This window comes from Fibrobacter intestinalis (assembly GCF_900167415.1).
GTDB lineage: Bacteria > Fibrobacterota > Fibrobacteria > Fibrobacterales > Fibrobacteraceae > Hallerella > Hallerella intestinalis.
This window is the reverse complement of record NZ_FUWU01000007.1, coordinates 14,340-35,547: the sequence shown is the minus strand read 5'-3', so window position 1 is coordinate 35,547 and position 21,208 is coordinate 14,340. Positions and strand designations below refer to the sequence as shown.

At 48.2% G+C, this 21,208-nt stretch carries 17 protein-coding genes and 1 tRNA gene; 7 read left to right on the top strand and 11 right to left on the bottom strand.

Going from position 1 to position 21,208, the window contains the following annotated elements; all coding sequences use genetic code 11:
- Position 1: 1 nt before the first annotated feature.
- From B5D40_RS03210 to B5D40_RS03195, 4 genes are all read left to right on the top strand, one after another.
- Positions 2–952, top strand: a complete 951-nt coding sequence (locus tag B5D40_RS03210; protein ID WP_078775744.1) for a glycosyltransferase — start codon at positions 2–4, stop codon at positions 950–952.
- Positions 949–1,884 (top strand): glycosyltransferase family 2 protein, encoded by a 936-nt coding sequence (locus B5D40_RS03205; protein WP_143394319.1) that lies wholly within the window; start codon positions 949–951, stop codon positions 1,882–1,884. Before B5D40_RS03210 ends, B5D40_RS03205 begins: the two co-directional genes overlap by 4 nt.
- A gap of 92 nt (positions 1,885–1,976) precedes the next feature.
- Positions 1,977–3,122 carry a glycosyltransferase gene (locus B5D40_RS03200; protein WP_078775742.1) on the top strand — a complete coding sequence of 382 codons (1,146 nt, stop codon included), beginning with the start codon at positions 1,977–1,979 and terminating at the stop codon, positions 3,120–3,122.
- A gap of 148 nt (positions 3,123–3,270) precedes the next feature.
- Positions 3,271–3,612, top strand: a complete 342-nt coding sequence (locus B5D40_RS03195; protein ID WP_143394318.1) for a hypothetical protein — start codon at positions 3,271–3,273, stop codon at positions 3,610–3,612.
- Positions 3,613–4,699: 1,087 nt separating this feature from the next.
- On the opposite strand, the gene B5D40_RS03190 is transcribed toward B5D40_RS03195, so the two are convergent.
- Both B5D40_RS03190 and B5D40_RS03185 read right to left on the bottom strand, forming a co-directional pair.
- Positions 4,700–5,431 carry a glycosyltransferase family 2 protein gene (locus tag B5D40_RS03190; RefSeq protein WP_078775740.1) on the bottom strand — a complete coding sequence of 244 codons (732 nt, stop codon included), beginning with the start codon at positions 5,429–5,431 and terminating at the stop codon, positions 4,700–4,702.
- Complete coding sequence (locus B5D40_RS03185; protein WP_078775739.1) at positions 5,431–6,441, bottom strand: PorV/PorQ family protein; 1,011 nt, start codon at positions 6,439–6,441, stop codon at positions 5,431–5,433. Before B5D40_RS03185 ends, B5D40_RS03190 begins: the two co-directional genes overlap by 1 nt.
- A 46-nt stretch (positions 6,442–6,487) precedes the next feature.
- On the opposite strand from B5D40_RS03185, the gene B5D40_RS03180 reads away from it, so the two are divergent.
- Positions 6,488–6,560 (top strand) — tRNA-Lys (locus B5D40_RS03180).
- Between the two features lie 119 nt (positions 6,561–6,679).
- Here the strand turns inward: B5D40_RS03180 and mqnE are convergent.
- Positions 6,680–7,717: an aminofutalosine synthase MqnE gene (mqnE, locus tag B5D40_RS03175; RefSeq protein ID WP_073305106.1), complete on the bottom strand. Its 1,038-nt coding sequence runs from the start codon at positions 7,715–7,717 to the stop codon at positions 6,680–6,682.
- Positions 7,718–7,858: 141 nt separating this feature from the next.
- On the opposite strand from mqnE, the gene B5D40_RS03170 reads away from it, so the two are divergent.
- Entirely contained in the window at positions 7,859–9,808 is a 1,950-nt protein-coding gene (locus B5D40_RS03170; protein WP_078775738.1) for an EAL domain-containing protein, read from the top strand.
- Positions 9,809–10,473: 665 nt separating this feature from the next.
- On the opposite strand, the gene B5D40_RS03160 is transcribed toward B5D40_RS03170, so the two are convergent.
- Complete coding sequence (locus tag B5D40_RS03160; protein ID WP_073303418.1) at positions 10,474–11,472, bottom strand: class II fructose-bisphosphate aldolase; 999 nt, start codon at positions 11,470–11,472, stop codon at positions 10,474–10,476.
- Positions 11,473–11,745: 273 nt separating this feature from the next.
- On the opposite strand from B5D40_RS03160, the gene B5D40_RS03155 reads away from it, so the two are divergent.
- On the top strand, positions 11,746–14,292 hold the full coding sequence (locus tag B5D40_RS03155) for an ATP-dependent Clp protease ATP-binding subunit (protein WP_078775736.1): 2,547 nt from the start codon (positions 11,746–11,748) through the stop codon (positions 14,290–14,292).
- 52 nt (positions 14,293–14,344) lie between these two features.
- On the opposite strand, the gene B5D40_RS03150 is transcribed toward B5D40_RS03155, so the two are convergent.
- From B5D40_RS03150 to dnaJ, 7 genes are all read right to left on the bottom strand, one after another.
- Positions 14,345–15,052, bottom strand: coding sequence for a hypothetical protein (locus B5D40_RS03150; RefSeq protein ID WP_143394317.1), 708 nt, complete (start codon positions 15,050–15,052; stop codon positions 14,345–14,347).
- 17 nt (positions 15,053–15,069) lie between these two features.
- On the bottom strand, positions 15,070–15,735 hold the full coding sequence (locus tag B5D40_RS03145; RefSeq protein ID WP_073303411.1) for a hypothetical protein: 666 nt from the start codon (positions 15,733–15,735) through the stop codon (positions 15,070–15,072).
- A 5-nt stretch (positions 15,736–15,740) separates the two neighbouring features.
- Positions 15,741–16,445 (bottom strand): N-formylglutamate amidohydrolase, encoded by a 705-nt coding sequence (locus B5D40_RS03140; protein WP_073303409.1) that lies wholly within the window; start codon positions 16,443–16,445, stop codon positions 15,741–15,743.
- Positions 16,438–17,670: a glutamate-cysteine ligase family protein gene (locus B5D40_RS03135; RefSeq protein ID WP_078775734.1), complete on the bottom strand. Its 1,233-nt coding sequence runs from the start codon at positions 17,668–17,670 to the stop codon at positions 16,438–16,440. The genes B5D40_RS03140 and B5D40_RS03135 overlap by 8 nt, the downstream gene beginning before the upstream one ends.
- A 9-nt stretch (positions 17,671–17,679) precedes the next feature.
- Positions 17,680–19,188, bottom strand: a complete 1,509-nt coding sequence (locus B5D40_RS03130; RefSeq protein WP_078775733.1) for a RimK family protein — start codon at positions 19,186–19,188, stop codon at positions 17,680–17,682.
- Positions 19,185–19,886, bottom strand: coding sequence for a peptidase-C39 like family protein (locus B5D40_RS03125; protein ID WP_078775732.1), 702 nt, complete (start codon positions 19,884–19,886; stop codon positions 19,185–19,187). Before B5D40_RS03125 ends, B5D40_RS03130 begins: the two co-directional genes overlap by 4 nt.
- A gap of 65 nt (positions 19,887–19,951) precedes the next feature.
- Complete coding sequence (gene dnaJ / locus B5D40_RS03120; RefSeq protein WP_078775731.1) at positions 19,952–21,088, bottom strand: molecular chaperone DnaJ; 1,137 nt, start codon at positions 21,086–21,088, stop codon at positions 19,952–19,954.
- Between the last annotated feature and the right edge of the window lie 120 nt (positions 21,089–21,208).

The window sequence follows — 21,208 nt, the reverse complement described above, 5'->3', positions numbered from 1 at the left end:
TATGAATCAGATTTGTATCGTTCTCTGTACTTATAATGGCGAAAAATTTCTTTCGTTTTTTTTGCAATCCCTTTGCAATCAAACGGAGAAAGCGAAATGGATTGTGGCTTATGACGACGCTTCTACAGATGCTTCGGTTTCCGTTTTGGAAAAATTTTCCGAAGTTTTGCCTATTAAAATTTTTCGCGGTGAAAAAAATCTGGGGCACCGAGGCGCGTTTCATCAGGCGTTAAGTTTTGCTTCGCAATATGTGGATGATTCCGATTTTATCGCCCTCGCTGATCAGGACGACGAATGGATTCCAAACAAATTAACTCTTTTGAAAAAAGCTCTTGTTGAAAATCCTTCCAGTGCTTTGGCTTTTGGCGATGCACAGGTAATAGACGCTTTCGGTAAACAAATCGCGCCTTCCTGGAGAATCTATGACGGAATTCCGGATAGGGTTTCCATCAAAGCGCAGATTGCGGGAATCAATCATGTCACCGGTTGCCTTTCTTTATTTAGAGCTTCTTTGCTGGCCAAAACTTTGCCCATTCCCGAAGGCGTTTCTGTGCATGATCGCTGGATTGCCATGCTTGCAGAACGTCATGGCGGCATTTACCGTCTTTCCGAAGCCGTTGTAAAATATCGCTTGCATGAATCCAATGCGGTGGGAGGAAAACCGGTTCCGCCCATGAGCCAGACTTTGAAAATTCAGGAAAACTGGGTCTTGTGCCTTTTGAAAAATGCCGAAAGGATTCCACTGACCGAAGGGGAAATCCGTTTTGCTCAAAAACTCCTGAAGCTTCACCAAGGGAGACAAACAAAGGGATTTCTGCCCCTTTTTCTGCCTTGGATTTTAAAAAATCAGAATGAACTTTTTTTACCCCGAAATTTAAAAACGCGAATCCGACAGATTTTATTTTCTTTAATCGGGCTTCCTTGGGCAAAAATTTTTTGGAAGAAATCATGATTCAAAAAACAGCCATCATTATCGTTACTTACGGACATTGGGAACAAACCAAAAATTGTCTGGATGACTTGCTAAAAAATCCCAAGGAATTGTTCCAGATTTTTGTGGTGGACAACGGAAGTCTAGATGGCACGCCGGAGCGTATTGCTCAGGATTATCCCGAAGTCCGCTTGCTTTGCGCCAAGGAAAATCGGGGATTTGGTGCCGCCAACAATGCAGGAATTGCCTTAGCTCAACCGGAAAATTTTTCATTTGATTCCATTTTATTTTTGAATAATGATACGCGGCTTTCGCCGAATGCAATTCCTTCTTTGCAAAAAGATTTGTCCCTTTTTCCAAATGATGTCGTGGTCCCTCGGCTTTTGAATGTGGATGGCAGTCTTCAAAAAAACTGGTTTTCCAAAATCCCGCCGGTGCAATTTTTTTTCAATGCCTTCCGTTCCGAGGAATCGGCGTCGCGTTACGTGAATGGAGAAATAAAACCCATATCCGGCACGTCCTTTTATGAAGCCCAGTGGACTAATGCGGCGGCTTGGATGATGACAAGGGAAACCTGGAATAAGGTGGGCGGTTTTGACGAAAATATTTTCATGTATTACGAAGATGTGGACTGGGCGTATCGGGCGCACCGTTTTCAAATCCGCTTTTTGATTGATTTTAAAACTTCCATCATCCATCTGGGCGGAGGCTCTGCGAAAAACGTTCTTTCGCGCAGTTTGCAACACGATTCCTCGCAACTGTATTTTTATCGCAAGCATTATGGCTTCAAAGGCGTCGTTCTTTCGCGAACATTTCGCGCGGTTCGCAGTTCGCTTCGTGTGCTATTTTCGCTTCCTCGAGTGCCGTTTTCAGCGGACGCAAGAAATCGCGTGAAGCTCCATTTTACCTTATTTCTTTTTGCCTTGGGACTTTTTCCTTTTTCCAAAAAGTAAAATTCTCTTTTGCCTGTCGGCTTAGGGAAAACGGAATGCCGGTGTGAAGAATCCGTTGGGCAAAAGCTTTTGAAAATAGTATAATTGCTTATATGGTGCAAAAAAAGAAAATCGTCATCGTATGCGATAAAAACACGAGAACCAGTTTTGGGCGTTTGGCTTTGGATTTGGAACGAACCCTCTTTGCCGACTTTGATGTTTTAATTTTATGGATTAAAACGCCCAAGTATTTTCCGGAAAACAACGGGATTTCTCCAGAAGAGCGCGGCATCAAAAGCGAATCGATTTGGGCGGACTCCCTTCTTTCTGGATTCTACAAATTTCGCGCGCCCTTTGCCGAGTTTCTTCAAAAGTCAAATCCGACGATTGTTTTTTTCATCCGCCCCGAGATCGGTTTTTTGGTTCCCGTCGCCAAAAGAACTTGCCCGAACGCCAAGACGGTGGTGCTCGTTCACGATACTTTTGCCGAAACTCTTTATCCTTTCAATCCCAAGTATAAATTGATTTCCTGGCTTTACGCCGCACCTTCTGCAAAGGCGGACGGCTTTGTTTACAACTCCAATTATTCCAAGGGCGAAGCGGAAAAATATTATAAAATCGCCGGTCGCCCGAACGCCGTGGTCGGGCTTCCGCTCAATTCTCTTTTTTACAATCTGCAGCCGGACCGAATGATATATCGCGCCAAGCGGGAATCTTTTTGCGCGGATTTGGGGATTCGGGGATTTCGTGCTCTGGTGCTGAATGTCAGCCTTCCCGAATCGAGGAAGAACATTGGAACTTTTTTGAAAATGGCGGAAAAACGTCCCAATGTGGCGTTTGTACGAATTGGAAAGATGACATCCCGAATCCGTCGGGAAATGGAAGTGCTTGATTTGCATAATGTTTTCCATTTTTCCAATCTGGCAGCACCGATGCTTCGGGAATTCTACCGCCATGCCGATTTATTTGTCATGCCTTCTTTCTTTGAAGGTTTTGGTTTGCCTCCTTTGGAAGCGATTGCTTGCGGAACGCCCGTCGTTTGCGCCGATACGACCGCATTAAAGGAAATTTTTGCAGGAGTTTGCCCGCTGGTCTCCCCGGCGGATAACGTGGATGGCTATTTGGCGGTTTTGGACGAAGTCTTTTCGGGCAAGTACGAATACGACCGGGAGAAAGTGGCGAAATTATTGGAAAAATACAGCCTTAAAACGGTTGCCGATAAATTAAGCGCTTTTCTCTATTCTATTCTGGACCGTTAAAATTTGGGATTTATATATAAAATTCCACCTCGATTTGCTTGGTTGGTGTGCTTCGACAGGCTCAGCAACCGGTTGTCGAACCATGGTTAGCGACTAGTGATCAGGAGGTAGTGGGGAGTTGGAAATATAGGAGAAACGGCTAGTCAGAATGCAAAACACCTCGCAGTCTGCGAGAAGAAATTTTCCTTGTGAAAAAGAAATTCCTGTATTGAAAAAAAACGTTCCACTTTGCGAAAAAGATGTTCACACTTTGAAAAAATTTTTAATTGAGAGTATTTGGTGGAAGATCGTATATAAATCCCTAAAATTTTCAACAAGTTTACGCAAACGGCAATTTTCCATAAAAGCTCCGCATCCAAGCCCAAATGGCTCGTTTTTATGTGAAAATTTGACCACAGCAAAAAGTTTCGGCTTGTATGCACGTGAAAACGGCTACAGTTGTTATGCCGAACGTTTTTCCGTCATTGCGAACCCCGGAGGGATGAAGTAATCCTTTTCAATTGTTTCGTCGCTCTGCTCCTCGCAATGACGAATGGACCGCATGGATTGCTTAGCTATTGTGCCTAGCGTTTTTTCCGATTGCCCACGAACTCGCTGGGGATTTTTTCGTCATTGCTAACCCCGCAGGGGTTATACGAACTTGTCAATTTATTGACTTAGTGGAGTTATAGTCGAAGTGTAGAAGCAATCCTTTTCACGCAGACAAGATTGCCACGTCGCTACGCTCCTCGCAATGACGAGGTGCCAGCAAGAATTGCCACGGCTTTGCATCCCTGAAACTAGGAATCTCCGATTCCGTAGTTGAAGTATCCCTGGAAGGGACAATTCGTCTAAGGGAACAAGTTCCCAAGACTCATGGGAAAGCGAGCATCTCGCAATGACGGGATGCCGGCAAGGATTGCTCCGCCATTGTGTTTTGGCGTTTTTCCGGTTTCCCACGACCTCGCTGACAATTTTTGGGCGTTTTTACGCTTGCCCACAAGCCCGCTGGAGATTTTCGGGCGTTTTTACGTTCGCCCACAAGCCCGCTGGAGATTTTCGGGCGTTTTTACGTTCGCCCACGAGCTGCCTAGAGATTTTTGGGCGTTTTTACGTTCGCCCACGAGCTGCCTAGAGATTTTTGAGCGTTTTTACGTTTGCCCACGAGCTGCCTAGAGATTTTTGGGCGTTTTTTCATTTGCCCAAACTCTCGCTGGGGATTTTACGTCATTGCGAACCCCGCAGGGGTGAAGCAATCCTTTTTTTTGTAGATAGGATTGCCACGGCGTTATCGCGCCTCGCAATGACGAGGTGCCAGCAAGAATTGCCACGGCTTTGCATCCCTGAAACTAGGAATCTCCGATTCCGTAGTTGAAGTATCCCTGAAAGGGACAATTCGTCTAAGGGAACAGTTCCCAAGACTCGTGGGAAAGCAAGCATCTCGCAACCTGCGAGAAGAAATTTTCCTTGTGAAAAAGAAATTCCTGTATTGAAAAAAAAGTTCCACTTTGCGAAAAAGATGTTCACACTTTGAAAAATTTTTAATTGATCGCATTTGGTGGAAGGTCGTATATAATTCCCTTAAAAATAGGGCTCGTTCAAAGTGGTTCTGCGGAAACGCTTTTCCATTTTTCGGACGAAAGTTTTGAAATCTCGGTCACTTTCAAAGATTTTTCGTCGAGTCCCTTTCTTTTTCCCCAGATGGCGTTCAATGTGGATGGGTGCCAAAAGGTGAACCGGAGAAAGCGCATTATGTCGGCATCTTTGTAGTAGATGCGGGCGAGTTCTTTGTTGTCGGTCGGCTCAGGATTGATGCGATGGGAAATTTCGACGGAAAGCTTTGGCATGGCGAATAGGTTTGCTCCTAGATGCAGCGCCCGCAGTCCAAGATCGAAAAATTTTAGATCTGTTTGGATATCGGTATCGAATCCGCCGAGAGCTTGGAGAAGGCGTGCCGAGTAGATGCCGCAAAACGGGGAAAGACTGGCCACTTGGCGAATTTCCGCCCGCGGATTTTGACGAAACTCTTCTTGAAGATTGAATTTCTTGTCGATGAGGAGACCCGACGAAAAAGGCTCCGGATTTCCGGCTGTGCAGATTCTAGGGGCGATGGCGTCGGCAAAGGGAAACTCGGCGCAGACATCCGCCGTCCGATTCAAAAATTCTCGTGTGATACAGGTGTCGGCATGACATAGGATAATCCATTCTGCATCAATGGCTGCAAGCGATTCCGAAAAATTTTCTGCAAAGAACCAGCCCAAGGCGTCGTCTTCGATGGGCGGCTGAAAATTTTCCTTAGAGAGGACGATGATGTCAAATTGCTTTTGCATTAAAATTTTAAACCGAGTCCGATTCGGTGTTCTGTTCCGAGGTCTTGGGCTAAATAGGAAAAGGCGTAGTCGAGGGAGAATCGGCTGCCGGTATAGCCAAGTCCGGCACTGAAAAGTCTGGCATCGTTGGTCTCGTCCGGGCGGTCGGACGAAGAAAAAATTTCTTTGACATCGCGGGAAATATCCAGCCAGGTGCGGGAAAATCCGAGCCGCACAAAAAGGCTTGAACCTAGAGCGTATTCGCCACCCAAGGAAAGTGCGGGTTCCGCATAGCGGGGAAATGTCGTTTTGGCGTGCAGTGAGAGACGGGGAAGCAGCCCTGGAATGTAAAAGGCTGAAAGGTCGAAAGATTCTTCAAGCCCGTAATCCGTATCGCCGCCATCTACATAGGCGCGAATCATCTTGCCGAAATTGCGGGCGGCCAGTCCGAAACCGAATTTTCGCGAGGACGACTGCCACAGGACGCCCCAGTCGAACGCAAAAGCCATCGCCGTTTGGTCGTTTCCTTCGTCGGATAAAAGGTCGGAGGCGAATTTTACGGTAGAACCGAACTGGAAGTGGGGAAGAGGAAGGGAGAGGGAAAGACTGGCGACGGAGCTTTGGGGCTTGTAGGACTTGTCTGTGGGATTGCCCATATTGTCGTAGCCATCGATTTCTCCGTAGCGGATCCAGCCGTAGCTGACGAGCGCCACCATTTTACCGATTTGGCGGGCGTAGGCGAGATATCCTTGATTGTCTGCAAATTCTCCGGTCTGCCAGGCAAAGCTCACGGCGTTTTTTTGATTCGGTGATAGCAGGATGAGTGCGGGATTTTGCAGAACGTCGCCGGGGTTGGAAGATGGCATCGCTGCGTTCGCATTTTCTAAAGCGGCACTTCTGGCGCTGCTAAAAGAACCCAAAAAGGAGAAAACTTCTTCGCCGGAATCATTTTTTTTGAAGTAGGCGGTGCTATTTGCTGCCAAAACGAGCAGAGAAAGAAAAAAAATCCAACTTTTTTTAAAAAAAAACATGGTTATAATTTACAAAATTCAAAATGTTTATTACATTTGGGTCGTTGGACTAATAGCTCAGTTGGTAGAGCAACGCCCTTTTAAGGCGTGGGTCGAAGGTTCGAGCCCTTCTTAGTTCACGAAACCGGTCGATTGAGCAATCTTCGATCGGTTTTTTTTATGGCTTATAGCTATTTGATGCTTTCCTTTGGCGTATCAAGGTGAACGCCCCCTCTCGCTATTCCCTGTAATTCCGGAATCACTGAATGACGTCGTAGAGGGCGTCGCGTTCCACAGGAACAAGCCCTTCTTCTCGAATCAGCGAGCGCATTCTTTCCGGACTCATGCCGATAGCGGTTTCCGCTCCCGCCGCATGGGTGATTTTTTCTTCCATAATGGTGCCGTCCAAATCCGAAGCGCCGGCGTGTAGCGCTTTCATCGCCGTCGAAATGCCGGTTTGAATCCAATACGCTTTGATATGGGGAAAATTGTCCAGATAGAGTCTCGAAACGGCAATCGTACGCAAAATATCTTCTTCGGAAGTTTTTTCTTTTACCCGAATGCCAAGTGCATTTTTTTCGGGATGATAGACCAGGGGGATGAACGCAAAAAATCCGGGGGCTTCGTCTTGCAGGTTTCGGAGCAATTCCAAGTGCTCCAGTCGGTCTTCAATGCTTTCAATATGCCCGAAAAGCATAGTCGCATTGGTCGGAATGCCCATTTTGTGCGCTTCCCGATGGACTTCTAGCCATTCTGCGCCGCTTTCCTTTTTTCCGCAAATCCGGTGCCGGATTTCTTCGCTCAAAAGTTCGGCACCGCCGCCGGGAAGGGCGTCCAGTCCGGCATTTTTCAAGTCGGCGAGAACCTCTCGGACATGCCGCCCGGAAAGTTTGGCGAAGTGGCAGATTTCAACGGCGGTAAAGGCTTTCAGGTTTACGCCGGGAAAATCCTTTCGCAGGGACGAGAGCATTTCGATGTAGTATTCAAAGGGATGGTCGGGATGGAGACCGCCTACGATATGCAGCTCTCGGGCACCTCCCCGCACGGCATCCCGCGCTTTTTCCGTGATTTCCTGAAGATTCCAGTCGTAGGCGTTTGCATCGCTTTTTTTGATTTTGGAAAAAGAGCAGAACGAACAATGGAGAACGCAGACGTTGGTGTAGTTGATTTGGCGGTTATTCACCCAGAATACGTTTTTCCCGTGGCGTTTCTCTTTTTCTTCATTCGCTTTTTGGCAAAGGAGGGGGAGCGGCGCGTTTTTGAACAAGTCCAATGCATCTTCTTTAGAAATTCTCATGACGGATACCTTTAAGGCGATAAGCCCATTTTCATTTGGCGGAATGGCGACAAACCGCTTGAAAAAATACAATTTCCGCAGAGGAATGTTTTTTATCTATATTATTTTTTCAGAAAACAGGACTTTTTGGGGCTTCTTGAAATGAACTCTATGGAAATGCTGACTCCGGATTTTTGCTTTTATATCTGCTCGATAGCGGTTCTTCTCTATTGTCTCGTCTATTACTATAGCAACAAGACTCCTCAAAGGGATCACAGTTGCGTATTCGAATGTCTGCTTTTCTGTCTGCTGTTCTCTTCCTTTTCGATTACTGCGGCGAGCGTCTTGAAACCGTTCAATTTGCCTGGGAAAAATTTTCCCCATCTCGTGCAGGAATTTTTTCAGACCAGTTACTTCGCTTTCCATTCCATTTTGGCTTCTCTTTTTGCTCTCTATGTTGTTTTAATCAATAATAGCGGCAAAATGCGGACGTTGAAAAAAATCGTCCTTTTCCTTTCTCCGGCGCTGCTCGTCGAACTTTTTATTTTAACAAATCCGCTGACGGGGCTCATTTTTTTCTACCAGGACGACATCCTTTACACCCGCGGCCCCTTGGAACTTCTCATCTATGCGCTGGAAATCGGCTATTTCATTTTTGCCATCCGGGAAATCTGGATTTATCGCTTTATTTTGGTCAAGAGCAATATGGTTGCGCTCAGCTTTGTCATCGCCTGCATTCTTGGCGGTTCCTTCGTGCAGCTTCTTTTCCCATGGCTTCAGGTGGAACTTTTCGGCGAATCGCTAGCCCTGTTGGGTATTATGCTGTTGATAGAAATGGAGGGTTCACGGACGGACGTGATTACGGGGGGCTATAACAGCCACATATTTATTGTGGACAATGAACGCCTCATCCGGACGCAGCGCCAATATAGGGTCATGGTCATTACGCTGCGGAATTACAAGATGCTCTTGCGCATGATCGGGCATGAAGAAATGGAAAAAGCGACCAGGTCGATTGTCCTTTGGCTCAATAAAAATATCCAGGGGACGGTTTATAGTATTGGGCAGGATAAAATTGGGATTATTACCATGGAGAGCCGAGAGGCGTGTGCTGCTTTTGCTGATTGTTTCAAAGAAATCGTCCAGTCTTCCGCTTTTTTAGAAACCAGTTCCGTGCCCATGTCCACGAGTGTCGATATCGTGAGCGTTCCCGATGAAATGCAGAGTTCGGAATTGCTGGCGGAACTTGGCGATGATGATTGCAATTCCTTCCAATCGGGTTTTGCTTTGCATCATGCGGAAGATGTGGAAAAATTCAAGCGACAAACGGAAATCGAGCGCATCTTGCACTGGGCGATTCGCCAAAAAGCTTTTGAAGTTTACTATCAGCCGATATGGAATGCCAAAACAGAAATGTTTGATAGCGCCGAGGCACTTCTTCGCTTGTCCAATCCGAATTACGGCAGCATTTCTCCGACGGAGTTCATTCCCGTTGCAGAGCGGAACGGCATGATTCATGAAATGGGATGTATAGTTCTGGATCAAGTGTGTCGTTTATGGCGTTCGGCGCAACCCCAAAAATTCGGACTGCATAAAATAGACGTCAATTTGTGCATGTCCCAGTTTTATGCGGACGATATGGCGGAAAATTTTGAACGCATTTTGGAAAAAAATGAAGTTTCGGCGGAAAGGATCAATCTGGAAGTCCAATCGGCTTTTCTTTTCCGTGAAAAAGAAAAACTGCAAAGGCATTATGAAAGGCTTTGTCGGCAAGGTTTTTCGTTTTCTCTGGACGATTCCGGCGTAGGCGGCGTGAATATGGTTCAGATGCTTTATCAGGATTTTAAAACCTTCAAACTGGATGCCGCCATCTTAAAAAAAAAAACGCGCAAGGATATGAAAAATTTCTCAAGCGAATGGATGCAGCTGATGCGCAAATTCCAATTCGATGTGGTGCTAAAACGTGTCGAATCTCACGAGCAGCTGGAGCGGGCTTTGGAAGCTGGAGCAAATAAAATCCAGGGATTTTATTTTTCAAAGCCTTTGAACGAAGAAGCGTTCCTGGAATTTATTCGCAGCCAAAATAATATGGATGCGTTGCTGCCTTTGTAATTCTGGCCGTTGGAGGAAATTTTTAGATGGAAGAACAAGAAATCCCGCTAATCACATAGCAGCGATTTTGAAAGTGTACATATTTTGCCAAGAATTCCCTAGGGATTTGAAAACGATGATCCGATGCGCAAACGCAATTTGTTGCTCCATAGATTTTGTCATAGGAAATGGTTAGAGAATCTCCGTCTATTTTATAAAGCACATCGGCGGTGACATCGCAATCATCATAGACTTGCGGAAGAGTGATCGTACAGGACGTTTTTTCATTGCATTTGCCGCAAAAGGCCTCAACGGACACGCAACGGGTAGCCGATTGAGTATTTTCTGTGAGGAAACTTTTTTCTGCAACAGGGGTCTCTTGGCATTCTCCGATTGAAATTTTCAGATTCTTTTGGATAAACTGGACGGATTCTTCCGAATTGACGGGATCCGAACAGGAGATAAAAAAATATGTTGGAAAAATCAGACAGGACAATAAGAAGGAAAGGAACATTATTTGGAGCTTATACATAAAATTTCACTCGATTTGCTTGGTTGGTGTGCTTTCGATCCATTAGTGATTAGCGGCTAGCGGCGAGTGCCCTTCGACAGGCTCACCAACTCCATATTCCCTTAAAAAAAGACCCACCTTGTCTAAGGCAGGTCTTTTCTTTAAAGAGCGAAGATTAGAGCTGGTTGTTCGAACCGAGCACATCCACAATCTTGTGCATGTACATCTTCTTCATGTTTTCGCGAGCCGGCTTCAGGTACTGACGCGGATCGAAGTGTTCCGGATGTTCGTCGAAGTACTTGCGGATGGCGGCGGTCATGGCAAGGCGGCTGTCCGAGTCGATGTTGATTTTGCAAACAGCGGACTTGGAAGCTTCGCGGAGCTGTTCTTCGGGAATGCCGACGGCATCGGGGAGCTTACCGCCGTGAGCGTTGATGGTGTCCACTTCGTCCTGCGGAACGGAAGAAGAACCGTGGAGAACGATCGGGAAGCCCGGAAGCTTCTTTTCAATAGCGTGGAGCACGTCGAAAGCCAGAGGTGGCGGAACCAGCTTACCCTGAGCGTTGCGGGTGCACTGTTCCGGCTTGAACTTGTAAGCACCGTGAGAAGTTCCGATAGAGATAGCGAGAGAGTCGCAGCCTGTACGGGTTGCAAAGTCAATCACTTCTTCGGGCTTGGTGTAGTGGGAAACTTCGGAAGCGACTTCGTCTTCCACACCGGCGAGAACGCCGAGTTCCGCTTCGACGGTTACGTCATGAGCGTGAGCGTATTCCACAACCTTCTTGGTGAGGGCGATGTTTTCTTCGTACGGAAGAGCGGAACCGTCGATCATGACAGAGGAGAAACCGTTGTCGATGCAGTCCTTGCAGAGTTCGAAAGAATCACCGTGGTCGAGGTGAAGAACGATTTGCGGATTGGCGCAGCCCAGTTCCTTGGCGTATTCGACAGCACCCTGAGCCATATAGCGGAGAATGGTGCCGTTGGCGTAGTTGCGTGCGCCTTTGGAAACCTGCATAATCACGGGAGACTTCGTTTCGACTGCGGCCTGAACGATAGCCTGCATCTGTTCCATCGTGTTGAAGTTGAATGCCGGAATGGCGTAGCCGCCCTTGACGGCTTTCGCAAACATTTCCTTCGTATTGACAAGACCAAGTTCCTTGTAAGAAACAGCCATTGTTTTACCTCGTTTTAGTTGTGGCGTTTTTATCCGCCGTTAGTTAGACGGCTTCAATTTAGAAAATTTCCTCTGGCTGCAATGTCTTTTTGCCATAAAAAGTGCTTGCGTTTCGATGAAAGTCGCAAGAGAAGAAAAGAAATGTTTCAGAATGAAACGTTGGAATCGTCGGACTCCGGATTTTCGCATTTTCGTGCGGATTTCAAAGTGGCACGGCTTTTGCATAATGGCGGCAGAAAATAGAATGGATCCGCAAGGATCCGGGAGGTTTATATGGAAGAATTTACAAGCGATGCGAAAAAGATTCTGGCGAAAGCGCAGGAACTGATGGACAAGAAATCGCATTCGTATTTGGGAACGGTCCATTTGGCGTTCGGCCTTTTGGAGTCCCCCGATGCCCGGCTGAAAAATCTTTTTCGAGCGAAAAAAGCGGACACCAAGGAAATGCGGGGAAAGCTCGCTTCTTTTTTGGATGCCGTACCGAAATTGGTGGAAGTCAATCCGGATGCGGGAACGCCGGATGCCGATCTTTCTCGGGTGCTTCGTGCCGCCATTCAGGAAGGTCGCAAGAACTCGCAGCCCGCAAGCCCCAGCGATATGCTGATCGCCTTGATGCGTTTTGCGCAAGATCGCCGCATGGTGAAAATTTTTGAAGATGCGCTGGGCAGTGCGGAAGTGGTGGAAACCTGGCTTTCGGATCCGATGAGTGCCGCCGCCGTCGCCGAAGAGGAATCGCCGCTCAAATTGTACGGCAGGGAGCTGGTCGCCCTCGCCGAAGAGGGCAAGCTCGATCCGGTGATTGGTCGTGAAGAAGAAATCCGTCGGGTCATTTTGATTCTTTCTCGAAAGACGAAAAATAATCCGGTGCTTGTCGGAGAACCTGGCGTCGGCAAAACGGCGATTGTCGAAGGATTGGCGATGCGTATCCACAAGGGCGACGTTCCCGATGCGCTCAAGGGCAAAAAGCTCTTTTCTTTGGACTTGTCTGCGTTGATGGCAGGCGCCAAATACCGTGGCGATTTTGAAGAACGCCTGAAAAGCGTGTTGAACGCCTTGGACGAAGATGGCAATACGCTGCTCTTTATCGACGAATTGCACACGATTGTGGGGGCGGGAAAAACCGAGGGCAGCATGGATTTGGGAAATATGCTCAAGCCCAAATTGGCTCGTGGGGAACTGCATTGCATTGGAGCGACGACGACGCAGGAATATCGGCGTTACATTGAAAAGGATGCAGCTCTGGAACGGCGTTTCCAGCCGGTGTCCGTTTTCGAGCCGACTCAGGATGAAGCGATTTCGATTTTGCGCGGTGTCAAGGAAAGCTTTGAATCGCATCACGGCGTGCGAATCCATGACGACGCTTTGGTTGCTGCGGTAAAACTTTCGGGACGCTATATTGCCGACCGATTTTTGCCGGACAAGGCCATCGACTTGATAGACGAAGCCGCGAGTATGCTGAAAACGCAGCTGGATACGGTGCCGGAAGATTTGGACAACCTGCAACGCAAGGAATTGCAGCTGAAAATCGAAGAACAGGCTCTGGCCAAGGAAAGCGACGAAAAAAGCAAAAAGCGTCTGGCCGAGTTGAGGGAGGAATTGAAAACGACCTCAGCCGCAGTTTCGGCGATGCAGGCGAGATGGCAGGAACGCCGCTCCAAGTTCAACGAACTGAAAGATGCCAAGGAAGCATTGCACAAGGCGCGCGAAGAAATGGAACAGGCGGAATCCCGCTACGATCTGGCGCGTGCTGCGGAACTCAAATACAATACGATTGTGAATTTGGAAAAGCGCGTCGGCGAATTGGAAAAGTTGGCACGTCAGGATTCCGAAAATGGTGAATTGACGCAGGAAGTGACGGAAGAAACGGTTTCGCAGGTGGTCAGCCGTTGGACGGGAATCCCTGTGACGCGTCTGCGCGAAACGGAAAGGGCGAAGCTCCTCCACTTGGAAAAACGACTGCATGAACGAGTCATCGGGCAGGATTCTGCTGTGTCTGCGGTGTCCGAAGCGATTTTGCGGAACCGTAGCGGACTTTCTCGGGAGAATGCACCGGTGGGCAGCTTCCTCTTTCTGGGACCTACGGGCGTCGGTAAAACGGAACTGGCGAAAGCTCTTGCCGAAGAACTTTTTGACAGCGAAAGCGCCGTTATCCGCATCGACATGAGCGAATACATGGAGAAGCATTCCGTTTCCCGCTTGATAGGCGCGCCTCCGGGATATGTCGGCTACGAAGAAGGTGGGCAGCTTACCGAAGCGGTTCGCACGAAACCGTATTCCGTGGTGCTTCTCGACGAAGTGGAAAAGGCGCATCCGGATGTATTCAACGCTTTGTTGCAGGTGCTAGATGATGGTCGCTTGACGGACGGCAAAGGTCGCACGGTGAATTTCAAAAATACGATAATCCTGATGACTTCCAATCTGGGTTCCGACTTGTTCGGCAAGAGCGGAGAGGTCTCCATGGACGACGTAATGCCTCGCCTGAAAGGATTCTTCCGCCCGGAATTTTTGAACCGTCTGGATGAAGTTCTGCTTTTCAAGGCGCTGAGCAAAGAGGAAATTCGCCGGATTGTCGCTCTCAAGTTCAAGAATCTTGCCGAACGGGCCGCTCGCGAAGGCTATATCGTGTCGGCGACAGATGCCGCGTTGCAGGAAATTGCCGACAAGTCGTATAGCCCGGAATTTGGAGCGCGTCCCATCCAGAGATTTTTGGACAGGGAAGTGGAACGGAAACTTTCCCACGCGATTCTCGCCGGTGACGTGCAACCGGAAAAGCCCTGTACGATGGATTTCAGCGACGGTGAATTCCAAATTATAGGATAGAGGGGAAAATGCATTTCCGATTCGGAGTTTTCCGGGTCGGATTTTTTGTGCTTTAAAATCCGAGAACGCTGTAAGTACCCAAACGGATTCGGTCGTTGTTCTTTTCCTGCAAGATCCCGATGGCCATTTCCAGCATGATGTGCATATTGGGAAGTATTCCCAGCTGGATTCTAGGGACGATATCCACCATAAAATCGTCTTTCATATTTCCCAGGCTTCCCGAAGTTTCGATTCCCATCATGGCAAGAACCGCTTCGGTAAATTTGAACTGGGGTGTTGCACCAAAGGCGAATTCGGCGATGCCGTCGTCGCTGACGATACGGTCAAAAAAGCCCAAGCGGACTTCGTAAAGCGTTGAAAAAATGCGGGATAGCGGTTGCAATTTGGCGTAGGAAAAAGCGAGTCCGGGACCGCGGCTGTTACCGATGCCAATCAGAAAATCCATTTCGATGGTTGAATATTCGAAAATGCGGTATTTGGCACCCACGTCCAAATAAGTCTGGACTGATTCAAAGTCGTCTTCGGTGTCAAACAGCAACTTGCCGCCAATCTCTATGTAATCGTTGATGGCGAGCTGCGCATTGAGCGGCAGATAGCCGTCTTCTTGATAATTGGTGTAAAATCCAGCACCCAAGGAAATGCGATCCTGGGTCATGAATTCCGGACCGAATGTGTAGCGGGTATCCCAAATGCGATCCAGTGCGGACGCCGAAACAGCGAACAGCAGAATCCATGGAATGTGTCGAAATATTTTGATCACGAAAGAAAAGTAGAAAATTACGGGCGAAATGCGGAAGCCCAAGAATCGGTCAGGGTGGAAAGAATTTGGGTTCTAACCCGATCGATGATTTCGGTTCGTTCTTCCGGCTGGATGATTTTCCTTTGATGGATGGAAAAAGAAATCGGGTCGCCGTCGGGAGATAGCGCAAAGGTCAGTTCGCCTTGGATTTTCAAAGTATCGGCGGTGAAAATCTTCAAAATGTTCTTGTCGATGGGCAAGCGGGAGTGCATTTGGATTTCGGAATCTCCCGGCGACAAGGCGATGGCGGAATCCGCATAATTCAAAGGCAGGGTTACTAGAGAGTCCAATTGTGCGGAACCCTGGGCTGCACGCAGCCATATCGTGTCGCTCGTGGGATTTTTCACGTTGGCTCTGAATGCAAAATGGAGAGTGCCCAGACTGTCGGGGATGTTTCCTTTGGCGATGTTTTGAATCAGAAGAATCTGTTTGGGATTGGGGAGGATGCCGCCGAGGGGCTTCTCGTCTTTGCCGATAATTTTTTCCAAATCCAAGTTGATGGAGTCCAGCGAAGCACCGATGATTTCCACTTTGCACTGTCGCAAAATATTGGCAGCCTGCATTTTTTGGGAAGCGGCGCAGCCAAACAGCAAAAGTGCAAGGAGCAGCGGGAAAATGGTGGCGGAAAATTTCTGAAAATTCATAGAACTTAAAAATAGCTTTTTTGGATTGCGGCTGCTAAAAAGACGGCGATTTCTCTGGAATCAAAACGTTGAAAAAGCGCTTGGTTCATTTCCAATTCGATGCCGATGTATTTTTCGGGAGGCAAGCACTTCCGCAGGGCGGTCGTGTGGCCGTCCGTTTTTCCGAGATAGGGATAGTTGAATCGGATGCGCCATTCGGCGCGATTTTCCCGCAGATGATTTTTCATGCTGGCGGCGAATGCGGATTCCGTTTTTCTGGACGGGTCATAAAGCAGCCCGAAATCCGCATTGCGTTCGACTCCATTCAAAACGGGCGTAAAGCTGTGGATGGAAAGATGGAGAATCTGGGTGTCGTTTTGTTTTTGCAATTCGCGGGAAGCGGCTTCCCAGAAAGCGTTTCGATAATTGTCGAAATAGTTTTCCAGAAAATTTTTGGCTTCAGGCGAAATCGAAGAGGTGAATGCGGAGTAGCGATGATTTTTATTGCTGTTGCGATTTAAATCGATGGCTAGTCGGGAATAGCTTCCTTCGGTGGCGTATGTCGGTTGGAGTATTTGGGCGAGTCTCCGAAAAACTTCCGCCGCTCCGATGTCGTAACCGCGATGCGTCGGCAAAAGTCTTTGCGCTTCGGGATTTTGAAAATAAAAAGACAAGTTGCGGGGAATCGCTCGGGATGCGTGCTCGCAACTCAGGAACAGGAGCCTATTCATAAAGTGTATTTGCCGAAAGGCAGTGGGCGAGTCTGGCGTATTCCGTTACAAAATCCTCGTGGCGCGGCGAATCGCCGAGTTTGCGCAAGATGGTGCTGGCAAGGGTTCCGCGGTTTAAAATTTTGCACAAAATTTTTTGCGAGTCCGCAGAAATTTCGGATTGCACTTTTTCAAAGAGTTCAGCTAGCAATGCCGATGCCCGGATGGATTCGGCTTGTACTCCAAAGAGGCGCAGATAGCGTGCATTGTCGATGTTGGCGTCCTCGGCTTCGCGAACTGTCGCTTCCAAGATTTTGGCTAATTCATCCGTGCCGATTTCGCGCTGTTCCATTTGACTTGCAAAAACGCCCTTGGCAAGCGATTTAAGAATCGCCATTTCAAATTCCGCAATGGCGACGTCCGCGGCGGGGCATTCCTGAATATCGACCAGGCGAATTTCAATGGCACCTCTGTCAAAGCGAGCGATGGCTCCGCGACTGTTCAAAAAGAAATGATTCAGCAATTTTTCTTTGTCGAACGGTGCGATGTCCTTTTTTATCCTTTCAAAGATTTGCCGATTGTAGTCCGCTTCGGTGAATACGGCTTCCGGGATGACTTTGCCTGTGATGCTCGGAATTTTTTCCTGGTTGTGCCGGTAGGTTTCAATGCGCGCATCCTTGTAACCCGTGAAGTGGGAGTCCAGATAGGGGCTGGATGCGGCAATGGCAGGAATCAAAGGCAGTAAAAGGCGGATGCCTGCGTGAAGAATGCCGAATTCCTCGTCGCCATGAAATGAAATATTCAGATGCGTGGATTGCAAATTCGCCCAGCCATGTCCCCGGCAGTCGAAAATCCGATTGTATGCTTCGTAAATATCGTTGCATTCATACGGCCAGATTTGGGTCTCGGTCAAGGGATCCATAAAAGGGTGCGCTGCCGTCGGAAGCAATTCGGCCCCGATGGATTCAAGCTTTTTGTTCGCTTCGAGAATTTCATGATGGAAGCATTCGCTCCAGCCCGAAAAGCAGCTGGCGGGTTCCGCGCATTTCATTTCCAGAACGTGGGAAACGAGTTCGTTGGAAAGCCCGACCTCTCCGTGTTCTACGTCGGAAAGATTTTCGCCTTTTTCATCTTTGCCTAGAACGGCGTCCGCACGGGGCATGACTTTTTGCGTTTCTCGGGAAACGATCATGTATTCCAGTTCCAAGCCGAACCGTTCGAAAATATGCCAAGGGGAATTGCTCATAAAGCCTCCTTACAGAATGTAGGAATCGATACCGTGGTGTTGCAGCAGTCGTTGCTGTGCCAGATTCAGCCGTTCTTCGATGCGGCGACGAAGAGAGTGCATCACGGTCAGGTAAAGCTTTTCGCCGCCGAGCTGGTCTTCGACGCCGTCGTCGATGCTCGGGTTGTCATTGACCTCGATAACCATAGGCTTACCGTTCACTTCTTTCAGGTCCACGCCGTAAAGCCCGTTCCCGATAAGCGCGGCAACTCGCAATGCCGCTTTGATGATGCCGTGAGGCACTTCGTCCAAGGGGACGCAGTCGTAAAGCCCGCACACGTCGTCTTTGTTCTGCGAATTCCAGTTGTAGATTTGCCAATGGTTTTTGGCCATATAATAGCGGCAAGCGTAAAAAGGACGTCCATCCAAAATGCCGATTCGCCAGTCGAAATCCGTGGGCGTAAATTCCTGGGCGATAATCAAATCGCTGCCTTCGAACATTTTATCCAGCTGTTCCTGCAATTCTTTTTCGTCTTTCACCTTGACGACTCCCATGGAGAAACTGGAGTCCGGCGCTTTTAAAATCATGGGGAAGCCGATTTCCTTGGAAAGTTCCTTGCGATTTTCGGAGTGGGCGATAAGGGTATGCGGCGCAGGGATTTTTCCGACGGTCATCAGTTCTTGCAAATAGACTTTGTTGGAGCAGCGAAGAATGCTGTCCGGATCGTCGATCACGGCGATGCCTTCGGATTGCGCGCGTCTGGCGAAAGCGTAAGTGTGGTGATTGACATTTGTCGTTTCCCGAATGAACAGCGCATCGAATTCCCCCACGCGGTGGTAGTCTTTTTTGGTGATGAGCTCCACTCGGAATCCCGTTTTTTCGGCCGCATTGATGAACTTTTGAATCGCTTTGGGATTGGACGGCGGTTCCTTTTCTTCGGGGTTCACCAGAATGGCCAGGTCATACAGATATTCATCCGTGTGCGCGGCTCCAAAGCGGCTTTTGTCAAAATATTCTTTGGCAAACTGGTCCACCATAGCCAAGTGGGAATCGGGAATTTCGTTTACGCAAATCGGGCGAATGCTCTGGATGAACCATTTTTGTTTAAAGACGAAGTGGGCGCGCAGCAGGGGAGCCTGGAACAATCGATACAGTTCCTGCGAAAGTTCCAGGTACTGCGGGCTGACATTTTGGCCAAAATAGATGGAGAGCGAGAATTCTGTGCCGGAAAGTTTCTTCAAGCTTTTTTGAATCAGGTCGTCGATTTCATCGGTGATATTTTTGACGACCGCCGGAGCCCGAAAATCCCGAATGCTTTTTACATTGGGAATCACTTTGTGCCCGCGGGCTTCCGCCAAAAGAGAAACGTAGTAGCCCTTGCTCTGGTAGCTGTAGTCTTTGCAAAGGTTGAACACGCGCAGGTTGCGCATTTTCGTGTAGTTGGTATTTGTCAAGTAATCCTTGGCGGAAACGATTTCCACTTCGGGAACGTGTAACTTCCAGTTTTTCGGATTATTGACGACGATAATTTTTTTCATATCTTCTTGGGTTGGATGGCTAGGATTAAACTGTCGTAAGTGAGAATGCCTAAAAGAATGCTGTGCACAAGGCGATTGCGTTCTACGGCGTAATAATTGTTGTGGGCTATGGGATTCGTGTGGTCGGGATCGGCGACAAGGAATTTTTTCTCTTCGTTTTCCCCGTAGATGACGATGAAGTGGCCCATCGGCTCTCCGTGAATGTCGTCGAAAACGGACATGTTTTCCGCATTCGTGTATTCACGCTTGCTCTGGTAGAGGAATGTCGTCGAAACGCCGGCGATGACCGGAATGTCTTTTTTGAAATAGCGGTCCAGAAGCCCGGGCTTCAAATCTTTAAGGGAAACGATGCCGCCCGCCTCGATAAAGCGCAAGTAGGCTTTGATGGCGATTCGCAGTTTGTTCTTTTTTTTGGCGGTAAATTCCAATTCCAATTTCTGATGCAGTTCGTCCATGGACAAATCGACCCAGGTCGGATCGAAAATCTGCAAATTCACCGAATGGATGGTCGCGTTGAAACCGCGACGCAAGGCGTCCAAGCCCAAAAATACGCCGAGGGTTCCGCCGCCTTCCAGCATTTCGATTTCGGAAATCAGTTTGGGGAGGGGAATATTGTAACCAAAATGATGATAAATGGCATGCAGACTAGTCGGTCCGCACGTAACATCATCGGGTTGAGGTAAAATTTTAACTTTCATAACGCCTTCACTGTTCTTTCGTCAAAAAGAAAGCCAATTGAAGCGGCTGAAAGAAAAGAAAAATATTACGAGAAGAGTCCTTTCACCTTTTCGAGCAGGGAATCGTCTTTGGCGGTGTCCTTGTCCTTGCGGATTTCAGAAAGCTGCTTGTAAAGATCTTTTTCTTTCGACGAAAGGTCTGTTGGAATAAATGCTTTTGCCTCGACAAAAAGATTGCCGCGACTGTTGCTGCCTCCATTTAATTGAGGAAGTCCTTGCCCTTTCAGGCGGAAAATGGCTCCGGGCTGAGTTCCGGCGGCGATTTTGATGGAAACCTCGCTGCCGTCTAGGGTCGGAATCCGTTGGGTCCCACCTAGCGCAAGCTTATAGACGGGAATGTCTATAGAGCAATGCAGATCGTCCCCTTCGCGGGTGTAAAAATCGTCTGTTTTTTCTGCAATGATGACGAGCAAATCCCCCGAAGCTCCACCGCGCGGACCGCAGTGTCCTTCGCCGCGAAGTTTCAGATACTGCCCTTCGGAAATGCCTAGAGGAATTTTAATCGAAATGGTCTCTTCTTCGAGAATACGCCCTTCTCCGTGGCAATGCACGCAAGGTTTGGCGATGACTTCACCGGTGCCGCCGCAATCGGAACAGGTCGTTTCGCTTACCATCTGGAAAAAGGAGCGTGTGACATGGCGAATAGTACCTGTACCATGACAGGTGGGGCAGGTTTTTACCCCTTCTCCACCTTTCCCCGCGCATTCCGTACAAGGGGCGTATCTTTTTAGGCGAACCTTTTTAGTGGCTCCGGAAAGAATTTCTTTGTAAGAGAGCGCAATTTTGATTTGCAAATCCTGACCGCGTGGAGGACCTTGCCTGCCGCCGCTTCGAGAGGAACGGAATCCGCCGAATCCGCCACCAAAAATATCGCCGAACTGACTGAAGATGTCTTCAAAGCCGCCGAAACCGCCGAATCCTCCAGCGCCGCCGGCACCTGGCATGGCGTGTCCGAACTGATCGTATTGGGCGCGTTTTTTTGAATCGGAAAGAACTTCGTAGGCTTCGGCAGCCTCTTTGAATTTTTCTTCCGCTTCTTTATCTCCCGGATTTTTGTCCGGATGGTATTTGATGGCGAGTTTTTTGTATGCGTGCTTGATTTCGTCAGCACTGGCGTTCTTAGCAACGCCTAGGACTTCGTAGTAATCTCGTTTCTCGGCCATATTGGAACTCTCTTCTTTTTTGCCTTTGGAATATGAATATTTTGAAAATCACATTAATAATGTGATATAAACAAATGGAAATGAGTAAAAAAGGATTTTCCCTCCCGAAGAAGGAAAAAT